Here is a 16,206-nt window from a genome sequence, read left to right as displayed (position 1 = left end):
GCCGTACCGCGGCACTCGCCAGCACGGCAGTTCCGCGTACACCGTCGGAGGGAGGGGCGCCCGGATGACCTCGTACGCCGTCGTGATCCCCACTCTCGTGCCGGACACCCTCGCCGACTGTCTCGCCGCGCTCGCCGCCGCGACCGGGCCGCACCCCGAGGAGATCGTCCTCGTCGACGACCGGCCCGATCCCGAACCCGGGGCGCTGCGGCACCCGTTGGACGTCCTCGGCGACCTGCGTGAGCGCACCGTCGTGCTGGCCGGCGGCGGTCGTGGGCCCGCCGCCGCCCGCAACACCGGGCTGCGCGCCGTGCGTACACCCTGGACCGTGTTCCTCGACGACGACGTCCAGGTGGGGGCCCGCTGGTGCGAGCAACTGGCCGAGGACCTCGCCGGGGCGTCCCCCGACACCGCCGGCGTCCAGGGCGTCCTCGCCGTGCCGCTGCCCGGCGAACGCCGCCCCACCGACTGGGAACGCGACACCGCGGGACTCGTCCGGGCCCACTGGGTCACCGCCGACATGGCCTACCGCACCGAGGCCCTCAAGCAGGTCGGCGGCTTCGACGAACGCTTCCGACGCGCCTTCCGCGAGGACGCCGACCTCGCGCTGCGCGTCCTCGACGCGGGCTGGCGCATCCGGCAGGGCCGCCGCACCACCCGCCACCCCTTGCGCCCCGCCTCCCGCTGGGCGTCCGTGCGCCGGCAGCGCGGCAACGCCGACGACGCCCTCATGCGGCATCTGCACGGCCCCGACTGGTGGGACAAGGCCGTCGCGCCGCGCGGCCGGATCCGCACCCACGCGGCCATCACGACCGCGGGCCTCGCCGCCTGCGCCCTCGCGGCGACCGGGCACGGCCGTGCCGCCACGGCCTGCGCGCTCGGCTGGGCGGCCGGCACGGCGGAGTTCGCCCGCGCCCGCATCGCCCCCGGCCCGCGCACCCGCCACGAGGTGACGACGATGCTGGCGACCAGCGTGCTCATCCCGCCCACCGCGACCTGGCACCGGCTGGCAGGTGCCTGGCGCCACCGACACACCCCCGCCTGGCAGGAGGAGGCCACCCCGTGAGCCCGGTCAAGGCCGTGCTGTTCGACCGTGACGGCACACTCGTCGAGGACGTCCCGGACAACGCCGACCCCGAGCGGGTGCGTCCCGTCGAGGGCGCTCGCGAGGCACTCGCGCTGCTGCGCGGGCGCGGCATCCGCACCGGTGTCGTCACCGACCAGCCGGGGGTCGCGAGCGGGGTGCTCACCGATGCCGACGTGCGCCGGGTCAACCACCGCGTGGACGAACTCCTCGGCCCCTTCGACGTGTTCGCCGTCTGCCCGCACGCCCCCGACGACGGCTGTCACTGCCGCAGGCCGCAGCCCGGCATGCTGCTGTGGGCGGGCGGCCGGATCTGCACCGGACCCGACGGGCTCGCCGTCATCGGCTCCACCGCGGCGGACGCCGAGGCCGCGCGCCGGGCCGGTGCCCACGGCATCCTCGTCCCGAACGGGCACACCCGCCCCGAGGAGACCGCCCGGGCCGACCACGTCGCCCCGGACCTGCTGACCGCGGCCCGGGCGCTGCTGGACGGCCCCCCGAAGGGCCGCGTCCTCGCCGACGAACGCCCCATCCGGCAGGCGTTCACGACAGACCCGTGACCGCCGCTCACGGGTCCGCACGGCATCCGGTGGGTGTGCCGGTGGCCGGGGCTCGCGGGTTCGCGCGGCATCCGGTGGGTGTGCCGGTGACCGGGGCTCGCGGGTTCGCGCGGCATCCGGTGGGTGTGCCGGTGACCGGGGCTCGCGGGTTCGCGCGGCATCCGATGGGTGTGCCCGTGACCGGGGCTCGCGGGTTCGCGCGGCACTCGATGGGCGTGCCCGTGACCGGCGCTCACGAGTTCCCGCGGCATCCGATGGGCGTGCCCGTGACCGCCGCTCGCCGGTTCGCGTGGCACCCGATGGGTGTGCTTGCGGCGGCGGAGCCGGGGGCGGGGCGGCAGGCTGCTGGCATGACCTCGGACCAAGGGGCGCAGCCCGCCCGACCCCGTCTCCTCGTCCTGCGTGCCCTCGGGCTCGGGGACCTGCTCACCGGCGTCCCCGCCCTGCGCGCGCTACGCCGGTCCCACCCGGGGCACGAACTCGTCCTGGCGGCGCCCGCCGAGCTCGCTCCGGTCGCCGCCGCCACGGGAGCCGTGGACCGGCTGCTGCCCGCCTCCGCCCCCGGCCGGGCCGTCCCGCGCACACTCGACTGGACCGGCCCGCCCCCGGACGTCGCCGTCGATCTGCACGGCAACGGCACGCCCAGTCACCTGCTGCTGCTGGACCTGCGCCCGCGGAAGCTGCTCGCCTTCGCCCACCCGGACCTGCCCGGCATCGACGGCCCGCCCTGGTACGCGCAGGAGCACGAGAGGGATCGCTGGTGCCGCCTGCTGCGGGCCTACGGCATCGAAGCCGACCCGGGCGACCTGCTGCTGCCCCGCCCGTCCACCGCGTCCCCGGCGCCCGGCGCGGTCGTCCTGCACCCCGGCGCCGGGTCGCCCGCGCGCTGCTGGCCCGTCGAGCGGTACGCGGCTGTGGCCGGCGCACTGCGTGCCCGGGGGCTGCGGGTCGTGGTGACCGGCGGTGCGGCCGAGGGCGACCTGGTGGCCCGGCTCGCCAAGGAGGCCGGTCTGCCGGACACCGACGTGTTCGGCGGCGGCCTCCCGTTCGAACGGCTGTCGGCGCTCGTCGCCGGTGTCCACGCCGTCATCAGCGGCGACACGGGCATCGCCCACCTCGCGGTGGCCCACGCCACGCCCTCCGTCACCCTGTTCGGCCCGGTCGCGCCGAGCCGCTGGGGCCCGCCGGCCGACCCGCGCCACCGCGCCCTGTGGTACGGCCCGGAAGGAGATCCGCACGGCCGCCGGCCCGACCCGGCGCTCCTGCGCATCACCACCGACGACGTCCTGCGCGCCGTCGGCGAACTGAGCGAAGTGCCCGGCGGGCCGCGGCCGTAGCGGGACGGGACGCCTTCAGCTCCCGCACCACCGGCACATCAGCCGGAACCCGGCGAACATCGTCAGCGGCCATATCGCGGCGAACGCCCAGATCACCCCCGGCTCCGCCGTGACGATCCCGGCCACCATCAGCCCCGTCGATACCGCGAGCAGGACCGCCACGGTCCACACCCGGGGGCGATAGGAGGCGACACGGGCCAGGAGAAGGGCGGGATCGGGGCGGCGATTGACTCGGTGGGTGCGCAGCTTGCGGTCGAGGCGACGGTCGCGGCGCAGGGCCCGTTCCATCTCGTCGAGGATGCGCTGCTCGTTCTCGGGAAGTCGGCCGATGGACACGCTCTCTCCTTCCGGGCGGCCGGACCGTCTCTCCGTCAGGGGGACGTGCGGCGGTGGAAGTACGGCGGGGGACATGCAAGCGGGTGCCCCGTGGGGCCCCCGCGCTAACCGGGCACCGGCCGCGCCAGCGCCTCGACGAGCCGGTCCGCGCTGTCGGGCACGGTGCCCTCCCGGAACCCGTCGCGGATCTGCCGCGCCATCACCCGGCCGCCGGTCAGGCACCAGTCCCACCAGCGGTCCAGCTGCCGCACGTCCAGCCGCTCGGCGGGCACCAGCGCGGGCCAGCCGCAGGCGCGGGCCTGCGCGGTCAGCTTGGCGCCGCCCGCCACCGGGTCGACGGCCAGCACCGGCGTGCCCACCCGCAGCGCGATCACCAGCCCGTGCAGCCGGTCGGTGACGACCAGGTCCAGCCGGGCCAGCACCGACTGCAGCTGCGCGGGCGTCGCGCTCAGATGCCAGTCGTGCGTGTCCAGCCGGGTCTCCAGTTCCAGCCTGCCGCAGTCCTTGCCGGCCAGCCAGCGCGTCACCTCCTCGGCGACCTGCCCGTGCCGCCGAAGCCGCCCGTACTCGTGCTGCCCGTGCGCGAGGATCACCCCGACCACGGGACGCGCCGGTACGTCCGGGGCACGGGCCGCGAGGTCCTCCACCGGCTCGCTGTCCGGACCGTCCCGCGGCAGCACCCGGTCGAAGCCGGTCACCGCCGGGCTGCCGGGGTCGATCACCGAGGTGCCGACGGCGATCCGCACACAGTGCGCGAACCGCCGGTGCAGCTCCTCGACCTGCGGCCCGTGCAGCGGGCCGCACACGAAGACGAGGTGGGTGTAGTCCTCGGGCCACAGCCGGTCCAGATGCAACGCCTCCGGACGGAAGCGGGGGCTCCAGGCGACGTCGTAGGGGATGCCCGTCCCCCGCATGACGTCCTCCACCCGGCGCAGGGCCAGCACGTCCCCGGCGGTCGCCTCCCGGTCCCGGAAGCTGAACCACCCGGTGAGCAGCACCCTGCGCGGTCGCATGCCCTGTTGTGTGTGCACAGGCCCTGAGTTCCCGTCCCACGCTGAGACATTCAGGGCATTACGGTCACCGACCGTCCTGTCACCGGGCGTGAAACGGAGCGGTGCACGGCCGTAGGGTGGACCCATGGCTCGTACGGCCGGGCGGACACCCGCCGCCCTCACCGTCCGGCCCTCGGTGCCCGCGCTCGTGCCGCTGATCGGCGCGATGGGCTACGCCGAGGCGCGGTGCGCGCACGCCGTCGAGGTGGCCCTGCCCACGGGGGCGGCGCAACTCCTGGTGAACCTGGACGCCGACGCCCTGTCCTCGTCCTCGTCCTCGTCCACGTCCACGTCCACGCGCACGGGCGCGGACCGGCGTACCGGCGGCGCGGCCCTGCACGGGCCGTTCACGGCGCCGGCCCTGATCGACCCCGCGCAGCAACGGGCCGTCCTGTGGGTGGCGTTCCGCCCCGCCGGCGTCCACCCCTTCCTCGACGCCCCGGTCCACGCGCTCCGCGACGAACTCGCCGGCCTCGACCAACTGTGGGGCACGCACGGTCTGGTGCTGCGCGAGCGGCTGCTGGAGGCGGTGGCGGCCGGCGGACCGCAGGCCGCGCTGCGGGTGCTGGAAACGGTCCTGCTGGAGCGGGCGCGGCGCCCCCTGGAGCCCGACCCGGCGGTCCGTCTCGCCGCCGCGCTGCTCGACCGCGGCACGCCCGTCGCCGAGGTCGCCGACCGGCTGGGCTGGACCCCCAGGACACTGACCCGCCGCTGCACCGACCAGCTGGGGCTCGCCCCCAAGCGGTACGCCCGGATCCGGCGCTTCCAGCGGCTGCTGCGCCGGGTGAACGCCGGGCACGGGCCGCCGGACTGGGCTGCCCTGGCCGCGGACTGCGGCTACCACGACCAGGCCCATCTGATCCACGAGTTCCGCGCCCTCGCAGGCATCACCCCGACCGCGTACGTCCCGCGCTCGCCGGGCGAACCCAACCACGTTCCGCTCGGCGGGTGAACCAGCCCTGCGGGCCGCGCCCGGGTGTCGGTTTTCTACAATCCACGCCCGCCGGAACCGGCGATCGTGGGGGCATGACGAACGCACCCGCAGAACCCCCCGTCACCCGGCTGTACGCACGGCTCGTGGTCTCCGACGCCGCCCGGGCGGTCGACTTCTACCGTGCCGCGCTCGGCGCCGAGGAGCGCGAACGGTACACCGGACCCGACGGCAGGATCGTGCACGCGATGCTGCGCCTCGGCGGCGCGGCGATCGCGGTCAAGGACGCCGACGCGGGCGACCCGGCGCCGACGTCCCTCGGCGGCAGCCCGGTGATCATCGCGCTCGACGTGTCCGACCCCGACGCCGTGGCCCGGGCCATGGTGCGGGGCGGGGCGACCGTGGTGCACCCCGTCGCCGACCAGCACTACGGGCAGCGCGGTGGCCGGCTCGCCGACCCGTTCGGCCACCTCTGGATGATCTCCCGGACCATCGAGGAGCTGACACCGGAGCAGATCCAGCGGCGCACGGACGAGTCGTTCGCCTCCTGACGGGCCGCGTCAGCGGGTCTGCGCCGCCGGCTCCCGCACCGTCGCGTTCGACTCCACCGTGCCGCCCGGATGCCGCAGGGCGCACAGGAAGGCGATGCCCAGCGCGATGGCCATGCCGTAGAACACCCACTGGTTGGCCTCCGCGAAGTCCATGCGGATCGCGGACATCGCGTCCCGGGTGGCCTCGGCGGCGGGCCCGGTGCCGGTCGGCGGCCGGGCGTCGCCGTTGCCCGTGACCGACTCGGTGACGTCGCGCGCCACGCTCTCGGCCGTCCCGGCGGGCACGCCCCGGGACTCCAGGGTGCCCGTCACGTTGTCGGTCGTGACGTGCGTCAGGATCGTGCCGAAGATCGCCATGCCCACGCTGGCCGCGAAGTTGCGCACCGTCTGCGTGATGCCGGTGACCTCGCCGTAGGAGGCGCCGATGGCCCGGTTCACGGCGTCCGTCGACGCCGGGGCCAGGATGAAGCCGATCCCGGCCCCGGACAGCGCGGCGTAGAGCCACTGGTCGTGCATGGTCAGGTTGGTGAGTTCGCCCGCCCAGAGCGCGAACCCGACGGCGCCCACCACGCCGCCCAGTTTCAGGGCCGGCCGCGCGCCCTTCTTGTCGAGGATCCGGCCGCCCCACTGGGAGGCGATCGCGAAGCCCACGAAGACGTACAGCAGGAACAGCGCCGCCTGGTTCGGCGAGGCGCTCAGCGACACCTGCGCGTAGACGGAGGCGAAGAAGAACAGCGGGACGAACGCCAGCATCGCGAAGAACAGCACCAGCGCGTCCACGCTGAACGCCTTGTCGCGGAAGACCCGCAGGTCGATCAGCGGATGCTCCACTCCGCGTTCGTAGCGGACGAACCCGGCCAGCACCGCGAGACCGCCCGCGATGCACAGCCAGGTCTTCCAGCTGTCCCAGCCCCAGGAGAATGCCTGCTGGAAGCCGAGGACGCTCAGACCCATGCCGATGGCGATGAGCACGGCACCCGGCACGTCCAGCGTGCCGGACCGCCGCCGGTCGGGGATGCGGGCCAGAGCCGTCAGCACCAGCGCCACGATCGCCACCGGGACGTTGACCCAGAACACGGCCCGCCAGGTCCAGTCCGTCAGCCAGCCGCCGAGCAGCGGTCCGATGGCGGTCAGCGCACCGGTGACGCCGAAGAACAGGGCCAGGGCGCGACCGCGCCGCTCGACCGGGAAGACGGCCACCACCACGGCCAGGGCCGCGGGGAACAGCAGTGCCGCCCCGATCCCCTGGGTGGCCCGGAAGAAGATCAGCCAGGCCTGTGCGGCGTCGCCCTCGGGGACGCAGCCGCACAGCACGGACGACACGACGAACACGAGCGTGCCGATGACGACGACCCGGCGCGGCCCGTACAGGTCCGCCAGCCGCCCACCGAGCGCGAAGAACGCCGCGAGGGCCAGCAGGTAGGCGTTGATCACCCACTGCATCCCGGAGGACGACAGGCCCAGTTCGCGGACGATGTCCGGAGCCGCGATCGACACGATGGTCTGGTCGATGAAGGTCATGGCGACGGCGAACATCATCGCCGCCAGCGCCAGCGACTGGTGCGGCGCGGTTCGGGAGGGGGACGCGGTCCCGCGCCCCGGGCGCACGTTGCTCACCAGCCCAGTCTGCGCCCGGGGGAAACATGCCGCATCACGGGGCATCTGCCGCCTCTGGCGTCACGTCAATACCGCCGAACGGGCCCTTCTGCAACCCCTCGGTCGTGTGAGGACGGCCTCCCCGGCCATGTGACGGTGGTCCGCCACGGATACCGCGTCGACCGTGCAGGATGCGGGCACCAAGGAGGACAGGAACAAAGACGAGGAGAGGCAGACGATGGTTCCAGCGGAAGCTGAACCCCAGAGGATCGGCATTCCGGCCGAGTCCACTGCGGGCGAGACCAGGGTGGCGGCCACACCGGCCACCGTGGGCAGACTCGTCGCGCTCGGGTACGAGGTGGTGGTCGAACCGGAGGCGGGGGCCTCGTCCCGCTTCTCCGACGCGGCCTACGAGGAGGCGGGGGCCCGCCTCGGCGATCCCTGGCAGGCGGAGATCGTGCTCAAGGTCAACGGCCCGTCGAGCGAGGAGATCGGCCGGCTGCGCGACGGGGCGACCCTGGTCGCGCTGATCAGCCCCGCGCTCAACCCGGAGCTGGTCGAGGAACTGGCCCGGCGGCCCATCACCGTGCTCGCCATGGACGCCGTGCCGCGCATCTCGCGCGCCCAGTCCCTGGACGTCCTCAGCTCGATGGCGAACATCGCCGGCTACCGGGCCGTGGTCGAGGCCGCGCACGCCTTCGGCCGGTTCTTCACCGGCCAGGTCACCGCCGCCGGCAAGGTGCCGCCCGCCAAGGTGCTGGTGGCCGGTGCCGGCGTGGCCGGCCTCGCCGCGATCGGCGCGGCCCGCAGCCTCGGCGCGGTGGTCCGCGCCACCGACCCCCGTCCCGAGGTCGCCGAGCAGGTCCGCTCGCTGGGCGGGGAGTTCCTCTCCGTGGCGACCGAGCAGGAGGTGAGCACCGACGGCTACGCCAAGGCCACCTCGGACGACTACAACCGGCTCGCCGCCCGGCTGTACGCCGAGCAGGCCGCCGACGTCGACATCATCATCACCACCGCGCTCATCCCGGGACGCCCGGCGCCGCGGCTGATCACCGCCGAGGACGTGGCGAGCATGAAGCCCGGCAGCGTGATCGTCGACATGGCGGCCGCCCAGGGCGGCAACGTCGAGGGGACGGTCGCCGGGAAGGCGGTCGTCACCGACAACGACGTGACGATCATCGGCTACACCGACCTGCCCGGCCGACTGCCCGCCCAGGCCTCGCAGTTGTACGGCACCAACCTCGTCAACCTGATGAAGCTGCTCACCCCGGGCAAGGACGGCCGGCTCGTCCTCGACTTCGACGACGTGGTGCAGCGGTCGATGACCGTGGTCCGTGAGGGCGAGAAGACCTGGCCGCCGCCCCCGGTCCAGGTGTCCGCCGCCCCCGCCCCGGCGGCCGCCAAGGAGCCGGAACCGGCCGCCGCCGGGACACCGGCGAAGCCCGCCCGCCCCGCCTGGTCCTCCTACGCCCTCGTCGGCGCGGGAGCGCTCGCGCTGTTCCTGGTGACGGCCTTCTCCCCGAGTGAACTCCTCGGCCACTTCACGGTGTTCGTGCTGGCGATCGTCATCGGCTTCTACGTCATCGGCAATGTGCACCACGCGCTGCACACCCCGCTGATGTCGGTCACCAACGCCATCTCCGGCATCGTCGTGGTCGGCGCGCTGCTGCAGATCGGGCAGGGCGACACCGCCGTCACCGTGCTGTCGTTCGCCGCGATCCTGCTGGCGAGCATCAACATCTTCGGCGGATTCGCCGTCACCCGCCGCATGCTCGGCATGTTCTCGAAGGGCTGATCAGGGATGACCACAGACACGGCCGCCCAGGCCGCCTACGTCGTCGCGGCGCTGCTGTTCATCCTCAGCCTCGCCGGCCTCTCCCAGCACAAGACGTCCCGTTCCGGAGTCGTCTGGGGCATCGCGGGCATGGTCGTGGCCCTGGCCGCCACGGTCGGGCTCGCCTCCCGCAGCATCTCCGCGACCGGACTGGTGCTGATCGTCGTCGCCACGGCCCTCGGCGCGGGCATCGGCCTGTGGCGGGCCCGGGTGGTCGAGATGACCGGCATGCCGGAGCTGATCGCCATCATGCACAGCCTGGTCGGTCTCGCCGCCACGTTCGTCGGGTGGAACGGCTACCTCGACGTCGACGCCGAGCTGTCCGGTTCGCTGCTGGGCATCCATCACGCCGAGGTGTTCATCGGGGTGTTCATCGGCGCCGTCACCTTCACCGGTTCCGTCGTCGCGTACCTGAAGCTCTCGGCCCGCATCAACTCCCGCCCGCTCACGCTGCCCGGCAAGCACGTCCTCAACATCGGCGCGCTGGTCGCCTTCGTGGGGCTGACCATCGCGTTCGTGGCCCGCCCGGGCATGGGCCTGCTCATCGCGGTCACCGTGATCGCGCTCGCCCTCGGCGCGCACCTGGTCGCCTCGATCGGCGGCGGCGACATGCCGGTGGTGGTCTCCATGCTCAACAGCTACTCCGGCTGGGCCGCCGCCGCTTCGGGCTTCCTGCTGGCCAACAACCTGCTCATCGTCACCGGTGCGCTGGTCGGTTCCTCCGGTGCCTACCTGTCGTACATCATGTGCAAGGCGATGAACCGCTCGTTCATCTCGGTGATCGCGGGCGGCTTCGGCACTCCCGCGGCAGCCGCCGACGAGGGCGAGCAGGGCGAGCACCGGGAGATCAGCGCCGAGGAGACCGCGGAACTCCTCGGCAACGCCACCTCGGTCATCATCACGCCCGGTTACGGCATGGCCGTCGCCCAGGCCCAGTACCCCGTGGCCGAGTTGGCGCGCAAGCTGCGCGACCGGGGTGTGGAGGTGCGCTTCGGCATCCACCCCGTCGCGGGCCGGCTGCCCGGGCACATGAACGTGCTGCTCGCCGAGGCCAATGTGCCGTACGACATCGTGCTGGAGATGGACGAGATCAACGACGACTTCGCCGCCACGTCGGTCGTCCTGGTCATCGGCGCCAACGACACGGTCAACCCGGCCGCCACCGACAACCCGTCGAGCCCCATCGCGGGCATGCCGGTGCTGCACGTGTGGGAGGCGTCGAACGTGGTCGTCTTCAAGCGGTCCATGGCCGCCGGCTACGCGGGGGTGCAGAACCCGCTGTTCTTCCGCGAGAACACGCAGATGCTGTTCGGCGACGCCCGGCAGCGCGTGGAGGACATCCTGCGCGGCCTGGACTCCCTGGACGCACCGGTGCCGGAGATGGCCGGCACGTCACGCTGAGCACGGTGCCCCGCCGGTACGGACCGGCGGGGCACCGTTTTGTCTGGGGGGTACGTCATGCGGGGTGTGACGTGGGGTGAGGCGGGTTCGTCGAGCTCCTGGGACTCCTTCTCAGGGGGTGTTCCGCGCCTCGCTCCAGGCCGATCTCGCCAACGCGCAGGCGCGCAGCACCCGGCTGGTGCGGAACGAGGACGCCCGTAGCCGTCAACCCTGACGATCGTCAGGGTCCGGTGTTGCCGTTCGGCTCGGGTTCCCGGCTGTTGCCGCTTCTACGTTCGGTCCTCATGGAACGAGAACTGCGCAGGAAAGTCCGAGCCGGTCGGCCGCTCGGCGCGTTGGCCGTCCTGGGTGTGGGAGCAGGAGTTGTCACGTGGCTGTCCCCCGGTGGCCTGGGCGACGCTGGTGCTGTCGAGGTCACAGGTGGAGCTTCGGCGTCCGCGTACCGGTCGGTGACCGGGGCGGTGGCGGATGCACCGTCGTGGCTGGGCCCCCTCCTGGACATGGCCACCGAGGGCACTCTTGTGATCCTCGGAATGGTGCTGGTCTGGATGGGGTGGACAGCGATCCGCCGCAACGACGCACGAGGGGTCGCCGGATCCGTACTGACCGGCGTCGGCACCGTCGCGGCCTACGCGGTGAGCGAAGCGGTGAAGCTCGTGGTGGACGAGGAGCGTCCTTGCCGTGCGTTACGCGCAGGCGCCGAATCCGTCGCGGAATGTCCCGGAGCGGGGGACTGGTCGTTCCCGAGCAACCACGCCACCCTGGCCGCCGGGTTGGCCGTCGGTCTCGCGATGCTGCGGCCCCGCCTCGCCGCGATCACGCTGCCGCTGGCCGGGGCCGCCGCGCTGCTGCGCGTACTGGTGGGGGTCCATTACCCGCACGATGTGCTCGCCGGCGCGACGCTCGGCGGCGCTGTTGCGGCGGCGGTGCTGCTCGCCTTCCTGCCCCTTGCCCAGGCGGCCGCATCACGGGTGGGGAGGCTGAGGCGGAACGATCCCGGCCTCGTGGGCCACGACCGCGGCAGCGGCACGGTTGTCGACGCCCAGCCTCGCCAGGATGGAACTCACATGGGCTTTGACCGTTCCCTCCACCACATGGAGTCTCCGGGCGATCTGCGCGTTGGACAGGCCGCTTCCGAGAAAGGCCAGGACCTCACTTTCCCGGGCAGTGAGGGCGGCCACCCGGTGGCGGGCGGCGGAGCGCCGACCGGCCAGGGTGCCCGCGCCCGTCGCAGCGAGGTGCGCGATGACCCGGGCCGCGACTTTCGGTGACAGGTAGGCGGCGCCTTCGGCCACCGCACGCACTCCGGTGATCAGTTCCTCGGGCTCGCCCGACTTGATCAGGAAGCCCGCTGCTCCACCGCCGAGCGCCTGAAGGATGTAGTCATCCTCGCCGAAGGTCGTCAGCATGACGATCCTCGTATGCGGCACGGTGTTACGGATTTCCGCGGCAGCGTCGATGCCACTGATTCCCGGCATACGGATATCAAGTACGGCCACCGCAGGACGGTGGCGTTGAGCCAGTTCCACGGCGTCGTGCCCGTCGACGGCCTCGGCGACGACTTCGATGTCCGGATCCGTGGCAAGAACGGCGCGTACCCCTGCGCGGATCATCGGCTCGTCGTCGGCGATCAGCACCCGGATCATCGAGCGCTCACGGGGTGATCGTGTCCAGGGACACCAAGATGTCCTTCCGGAAACAGAGCCGGTAAGCGTCGCCGGACCGGTCGTCGAACCTGTCGGCCGTCATCGCGTAGTACTCGCACGTCATGCCGTCTCCCGTCGGCTCGGCGGTCAGCGGTCGATGGCTCGTCTGCCGGTCCGGCAGGAAACGCTCCACCTCGGAACGATCTTGCCCCACATGCAGGCGGGCATGGTCGCGTGGGTCCAGGACCGACTGCGACGCCGACAGCATCTCCCAGCCCGTGAGAGCTCCGCTCAGCACAGCTCCCGTCACGAGGGGCACCATGACCGCGGCGACAAGGGCCCGGCCGACCCGGCGCCGAGCGCGGCGATGCTCCTGCGGCACCTCGTCACCGCGAGAGGCTGAAGACGCGACCGGCGGTGGCGGCGGCGAGGGCGTGTGCGGGATACGCGCGACGACCGCGTAGCCTCCCTCGCACGGGCCGTGGTCGAACGAACCCCCGGTCAGCCGCACACGTTCTTCGAGGCCGACGAGGCCACGCCCTCCGATCCGAGGCCGGGGCCGCTGGTCGGCCGCAGACAACGGCGGGCCGTTCTTCACGACGACCTTCGTTTCTGTTGCCGTACGCGTCACGTGGACCGTCGCGGTCGCGCCGGACGCGTGCTTGGCAACGTTGGTCAAAGCTTCCTGCACAACCCGGTGAGCCGCCCGTTTGACCATGGGCGGCACCTCGTCCGCCTCGCCGTCGATGCGCAACTCCACCGTGAGACCGGCCGCAGAAGCCTCGGAAGTCAGACTCGTGAGGCTGGAGTTGTGGGGATCCACCGGCGTTGTGCCGGTCTCCTCACGCAGGACACCGATCACCTCGCCGAGACGCTCCACCGCGGCCGCGGCTCTGGCTCGGATGTCCCCTGCAGCCCCTTGGTGGTGTTCTTCGAGGTTCGGCGCGAGTTTGAGTGCGCCGGCTGACAGAGCGATCAGGCTGAGGTCATGGCCGAGTACGTCATGCATGTCCTGGGCGATACGTGCCCGCTCGCGCAGCCGAGCTTGATCAGCGATCAGTTGCTGCTCGCGTTGCAGCTGATCGGCGCGCTCCCATCCGGCCCGGACGAGCTGCTGATACTGGCACCAGAACCGGCCCGAGAACCAGGGCAGCATCGTGGCGGCGACCACCACTGTCACCAAGCGGCCGGCGAGGGGGAGCCAAGCGGGAACGACGGACAAGGCCACCACACCGGCCGCGAGAATCGCGACCAGGGCGAGCACTGTCGGCGCCGTCCGTCCAGGACGTCGTCCTGCCAGGAACGCGGCAATGGCAGTCGGGACAGCCCACCACAGGTTCACCACGCTCAGACCGGCAGCCAACGCTGTAGCCGCTGTGAGCATGGTCCCAGGACCAAGTGCCCGCCTTAATACAGCAGTTCCGGTCCCACTCCGAACGTTGATCCTTGTGCTGTTCACAGAGGTGACGGTACGGACATCGGGCGCCGTCCGACCACTGCCGAAAGTCCAATCTGCGCGCGTGACCGGCGAGCACCGGGTGGCGAAGCGCCCCCGCTGTTCCTGGGGTGCGGTCGGGCCGGTATCGGCGTTGACTGGTGACAAGGGCATCACGACCCGCCCGGCACGCGGTGGAACGACGCAGCCGCGCCGAGGCACGGGCATGCAGCGGAGTCGACCATGACCCATCACCTTCGGATACGCGTGGGCGCGATGCTGGCCACCGCTGTGCTGGCCCTGACCGGTGGCTGGGCGTACGGGGCCCCCGCGGTCGACGACATGGACCAGGACATCGAGACGGCCGTGCAGGGCGTCGACGCCTACTGGGACGCCCACTGGTCCGACTTCTTCACCGGGACGTACGTCCCGCCCACCGTCCTGGGCGAGTACGACGGTGCCTCCGCGGACGTCCCCCTCTGCAACGGCGAACCGCTGGCCGACGACAACGCCGTCTACTGCGCGACGACCGAGGACTATCTCGCCTGGGACACCGACCTCATGCGCGACGGCTACCGGTTCGGAGACGGGTTCGTGTACCTGGTCGTCGCCCACGAGTGGGGTCACGCGATACAGAACCGACTCGACGTCCGACTGCGGACGATCGACAGCGAACTGCAGGCGGACTGCCTGGCCGGAGCGGAACTCGAGGGTGCCGCCCGGGACGGAACGATCGTCTTCGAGGCCGGGGACGTCGACGAGTTGCGTACGGCCCTCGTCCTCGTCGCCGACGAGACCCCCTGGACGAAGGTCGGGGACCACGGAAGCGCCTCCGAACGAGTTGACGCCTTCACCAGGGGGCAGCAGCAGGGGGTCGAGGCATGTCTGCCGTCCGCGGTCGCGGACGACGCGCAGTCGTGAAGAACGCGGGAGGCCGGCCCGACGCGATGTCGGGCCGGCCTCGACGCGCTGCCGTGGGGTCAGTCCGTGCCGGACTCCATCGCCGCGCGGTCCAGCCACGCGTCCTCCTCCGAGACCTCGCCCCGCGAGGCGATGGCCTCGGCGCCGCCCTGCGGCAGCTCGGGCATGGTGCCGATGAGCCCGGTCGCGGCGGCCTGGGAGGCGCCGATGGTGGGGCTGCCGGTGCCGATCAGGCCGATGCCGGCGTACTGCTCCAGCTTCGCGCGGGAGTCGGCGATGTCGAGGTTGCGCATGGTGAGCTGGCCGATCCGGTCCACCGGGCCGAACGCGGAGTCCTCGGTGCGCTCCATGGACAGCTTGTCCGGGTGGTAGCTGAAGGCCGGGCCGGTGGTGTCGAGGATCGAGTAGTCCTCGCCGCGCCGCAGCCGCAGCGTCACCTCGCCCGTGACGGCGGCGCCGACCCAGCGCTGCAGCGACTCGCGGATCATCAGCGCCTGCGGGTCCAGCCAGCGGCCCTCGTACATCAGCCGGCCGAGGCGCCGGCCCTCGGTGTGGTACTGGGCGAGGGTGTCCTCGTTGTGGATCGCGTTGACGAGACGCTCGTAGGCGGCGTGCAGCAGGGCCATGCCCGGCGCCTCGTAGATGCCGCGGCTCTTGGCCTCGATGATCCGGTTCTCGATCTGGTCGGACATGCCGAGCCCGTGCCGGCCGCCGATGGCGTTGGCCTCCATGACCAGGTCGACGGGGGAGGCGAACTCCTTGCCGTTGATCGACACCGGGCGGCCCTCGGCGAAGCCGATCGTCACGTCCTCGGCGGCGATCTCGACCGACGGGTCCCAGAACCGGACGCCCATGATCGGCTCGACCGTCTCGACGCCGGTGTCCAGGTGCTCCAGGGTCTTGGCCTCGTGGGTGGCGCCCCAGATGTTGGCGTCCGTGGAGTACGCCTTCTCCGTGCTGTCCCGGTAGGGCAGTCCGTGGGCCAGGAGCCACTCGGACATCTCCTTGCGGCCGCCGAGCTCCGTCACGAACGCGGCGTCCAGCCAGGGCTTGTAGATCCGCAGGTGCGGGTTGGCGAGCAGGCCGTAGCGGTAGAACCGCTCGATGTCGTTGCCCTTGAAGGTCGAGCCGTCGCCCCAGATCTGGACGTCGTCCTCCAGCATGGCCCGCACCAGCAGCGTGCCGGTGACGGCCCGGCCGAGCGGGGTGGTGTTGAAGTAGGCCCGCCCGCCCGAGCGGATGTGGAACGCGCCGCAGGTCAGCGCAGCCAGGCCCTCCTCGACCAGCGCGGCACGGCAGTCGACCAGACGCGCGATCTCGGCCCCGTAGGTCTTGGCACGGCCGGGCACCGAGGCGATGTCGGGCTCGTCGTACTGGCCGATGTCGGCGGTGTAGGTGCACGGGACGGCGCCCTTGTCGCGCATCCACGCGACCGCGACGGAGGTGTCGAGACCGCCCGAGAAGGCGATGCCGACGCGTTCGCCGGCGGGCAGGGAGGTGAGGACCTTGGACATAGAAAGAG

The 16,206-nt window shown here is 72.4% G+C and carries 14 protein-coding genes and 1 pseudogene; 9 read left to right on the top strand and 6 right to left on the bottom strand.

The window, feature by feature from the left end; translation table 11 throughout:
* Nucleotides 1–64: 64 nt before the first annotated feature.
* The 3 genes from ACFV20_RS07785 to ACFV20_RS07775 all read left to right on the top strand — a co-directional run bounded on the left by ACFV20_RS07785 (nucleotide 65) and on the right by ACFV20_RS07775 (nucleotide 2,981).
* A complete protein-coding gene (locus ACFV20_RS07785) occupies nucleotides 65–1,066 on the top strand; it encodes a glycosyltransferase family 2 protein (RefSeq protein ID WP_385653636.1) in 1,002 nt (333 codons plus the stop codon).
* Nucleotides 1,063–1,644, top strand: coding sequence for an HAD-IIIA family hydrolase (locus ACFV20_RS07780; RefSeq protein ID WP_385653634.1), 582 nt, complete (start codon nucleotides 1,063–1,065; stop codon nucleotides 1,642–1,644). Before ACFV20_RS07785 ends, ACFV20_RS07780 begins: the two co-directional genes overlap by 4 nt.
* A 350-nt stretch (nucleotides 1,645–1,994) precedes the next feature.
* On the top strand, nucleotides 1,995–2,981 hold the full coding sequence (locus ACFV20_RS07775) for a glycosyltransferase family 9 protein (protein ID WP_385653632.1): 987 nt from the start codon (nucleotides 1,995–1,997) through the stop codon (nucleotides 2,979–2,981).
* Between the two features lie 15 nt (nucleotides 2,982–2,996).
* Here the strand turns inward: ACFV20_RS07775 and ACFV20_RS07770 are convergent, their stop codons facing one another.
* Nucleotides 2,997–3,317, bottom strand: a complete 321-nt coding sequence (locus ACFV20_RS07770; RefSeq protein WP_385653629.1) for a hypothetical protein — start codon at nucleotides 3,315–3,317, stop codon at nucleotides 2,997–2,999.
* A gap of 104 nt (nucleotides 3,318–3,421) precedes the next feature.
* Nucleotides 3,422–4,330, bottom strand: coding sequence for a polysaccharide pyruvyl transferase family protein (locus ACFV20_RS07765; RefSeq protein ID WP_385653626.1), 909 nt, complete (start codon nucleotides 4,328–4,330; stop codon nucleotides 3,422–3,424).
* A 124-nt stretch (nucleotides 4,331–4,454) separates the two neighbouring features.
* Between ACFV20_RS07765 and ACFV20_RS07760 the strand changes: the two genes are divergently transcribed.
* Together ACFV20_RS07760 and ACFV20_RS07755 are read left to right on the top strand one after the other, a co-directional pair.
* A complete protein-coding gene (locus ACFV20_RS07760; protein ID WP_385653625.1) occupies nucleotides 4,455–5,321 on the top strand; it encodes a helix-turn-helix domain-containing protein in 867 nt (288 codons plus the stop codon).
* Between the two features lie 74 nt (nucleotides 5,322–5,395).
* The gene (locus ACFV20_RS07755) at nucleotides 5,396–5,851 is read left to right on the top strand and encodes a VOC family protein (RefSeq protein WP_385653624.1); all 456 of its coding nucleotides are present in this window, start codon (nucleotides 5,396–5,398) and stop codon (nucleotides 5,849–5,851) included.
* 9 nt (nucleotides 5,852–5,860) lie between these two features.
* Here the strand turns inward: ACFV20_RS07755 and ACFV20_RS07750 are convergent, their stop codons facing one another.
* Complete coding sequence (locus tag ACFV20_RS07750) at nucleotides 5,861–7,390, bottom strand: MFS transporter (RefSeq protein WP_385653746.1); 1,530 nt, start codon at nucleotides 7,388–7,390, stop codon at nucleotides 5,861–5,863.
* A gap of 295 nt (nucleotides 7,391–7,685) precedes the next feature.
* Here ACFV20_RS07750 and ACFV20_RS07745 point away from each other — a divergent pair, with 295 nt between their 5' ends.
* The 3 genes and pseudogenes from ACFV20_RS07745 to ACFV20_RS07735 form a co-directional block, all read left to right on the top strand.
* Nucleotides 7,686–9,242 (top strand): Re/Si-specific NAD(P)(+) transhydrogenase subunit alpha, encoded by a 1,557-nt coding sequence (locus ACFV20_RS07745; protein ID WP_385653622.1) that lies wholly within the window; start codon nucleotides 7,686–7,688, stop codon nucleotides 9,240–9,242.
* A 6-nt stretch (nucleotides 9,243–9,248) separates the two neighbouring features.
* Nucleotides 9,249–10,682: a Re/Si-specific NAD(P)(+) transhydrogenase subunit beta gene (pntB, locus tag ACFV20_RS07740; RefSeq protein ID WP_385653619.1), complete on the top strand. Its 1,434-nt coding sequence runs from the start codon at nucleotides 9,249–9,251 to the stop codon at nucleotides 10,680–10,682.
* Nucleotides 10,683–10,966: 284 nt separating this feature from the next.
* Nucleotides 10,967–11,608: pseudogene (locus tag ACFV20_RS07735) on the top strand (phosphatase PAP2 family protein); the annotation flags it as partial.
* A gap of 39 nt (nucleotides 11,609–11,647) precedes the next feature.
* Here the strand turns inward: ACFV20_RS07735 and ACFV20_RS07730 are convergent.
* Nucleotides 11,648–12,328, bottom strand: a complete 681-nt coding sequence (locus ACFV20_RS07730; protein ID WP_385653618.1) for a response regulator — start codon at nucleotides 12,326–12,328, stop codon at nucleotides 11,648–11,650.
* A gap of 7 nt (nucleotides 12,329–12,335) precedes the next feature.
* Entirely contained in the window at nucleotides 12,336–13,712 is a 1,377-nt protein-coding gene (locus ACFV20_RS07725) for a sensor histidine kinase (RefSeq protein ID WP_385653617.1), read from the bottom strand.
* Nucleotides 13,713–14,006: 294 nt separating this feature from the next.
* Here ACFV20_RS07725 and ACFV20_RS07720 point away from each other — a divergent pair, with 294 nt between their 5' ends.
* The gene (locus tag ACFV20_RS07720) at nucleotides 14,007–14,684 is read left to right on the top strand and encodes a hypothetical protein (RefSeq protein ID WP_385653614.1); all 678 of its coding nucleotides are present in this window, start codon (nucleotides 14,007–14,009) and stop codon (nucleotides 14,682–14,684) included.
* A 59-nt stretch (nucleotides 14,685–14,743) separates the two neighbouring features.
* On the opposite strand, the gene argG is transcribed toward ACFV20_RS07720, so the two are convergent.
* Complete coding sequence (gene argG / locus ACFV20_RS07715) at nucleotides 14,744–16,198, bottom strand: argininosuccinate synthase (RefSeq protein ID WP_366715178.1); 1,455 nt, start codon at nucleotides 16,196–16,198, stop codon at nucleotides 14,744–14,746.
* Nucleotides 16,199–16,206: the final 8 nt, after the last annotated feature.

The organism is Streptomyces sp. NPDC059696 (genome assembly GCF_042733745.1).
Taxonomy (GTDB): Bacteria; Actinomycetota; Actinomycetes; order Streptomycetales; family Streptomycetaceae; genus Streptomyces.
Note: the sequence above shows the minus strand (reverse complement) of the source record. Positions and strands in the feature narration are given on the sequence as shown.

Excerpts from the sequence above, each read along its gene's own strand:
- ACFV20_RS07785 (WP_385653636.1), top strand. The coding sequence starts at position 65 with ATGACCTCGTACGCCGTCGTGATCCCCACTCTCGTGCCGGACACCCTC.
- ACFV20_RS07755 (WP_385653624.1), top strand. The coding sequence starts at position 5,396 with ATGACGAACGCACCCGCAGAACCCCCCGTCACCCGGCTGTACGCACGG.
- ACFV20_RS07725 (WP_385653617.1), bottom strand. The coding sequence starts at position 13,712 with ATGCTCACAGCGGCTACAGCGTTGGCTGCCGGTCTGAGCGTGGTGAAC.
- ACFV20_RS07765 (WP_385653626.1), bottom strand. The coding sequence starts at position 4,330 with ATGCGACCGCGCAGGGTGCTGCTCACCGGGTGGTTCAGCTTCCGGGAC.
- ACFV20_RS07745 (WP_385653622.1), top strand. The coding sequence starts at position 7,686 with ATGGTTCCAGCGGAAGCTGAACCCCAGAGGATCGGCATTCCGGCCGAG.
- ACFV20_RS07750 (WP_385653746.1), bottom strand. The coding sequence starts at position 7,390 with ATGATGTTCGCCGTCGCCATGACCTTCATCGACCAGACCATCGTGTCG.
- ACFV20_RS07720 (WP_385653614.1), top strand. The coding sequence starts at position 14,007 with ATGACCCATCACCTTCGGATACGCGTGGGCGCGATGCTGGCCACCGCT.
- ACFV20_RS07730 (WP_385653618.1), bottom strand. The coding sequence starts at position 12,328 with ATGATCCGGGTGCTGATCGCCGACGACGAGCCGATGATCCGCGCAGGG.
- argG (WP_366715178.1), bottom strand. The coding sequence starts at position 16,198 with ATGTCCAAGGTCCTCACCTCCCTGCCCGCCGGCGAACGCGTCGGCATC.
- pntB (WP_385653619.1), top strand. The coding sequence starts at position 9,249 with ATGACCACAGACACGGCCGCCCAGGCCGCCTACGTCGTCGCGGCGCTG.
- ACFV20_RS07775 (WP_385653632.1), top strand. The coding sequence starts at position 1,995 with ATGACCTCGGACCAAGGGGCGCAGCCCGCCCGACCCCGTCTCCTCGTC.
- ACFV20_RS07760 (WP_385653625.1), top strand. The coding sequence starts at position 4,455 with ATGGCTCGTACGGCCGGGCGGACACCCGCCGCCCTCACCGTCCGGCCC.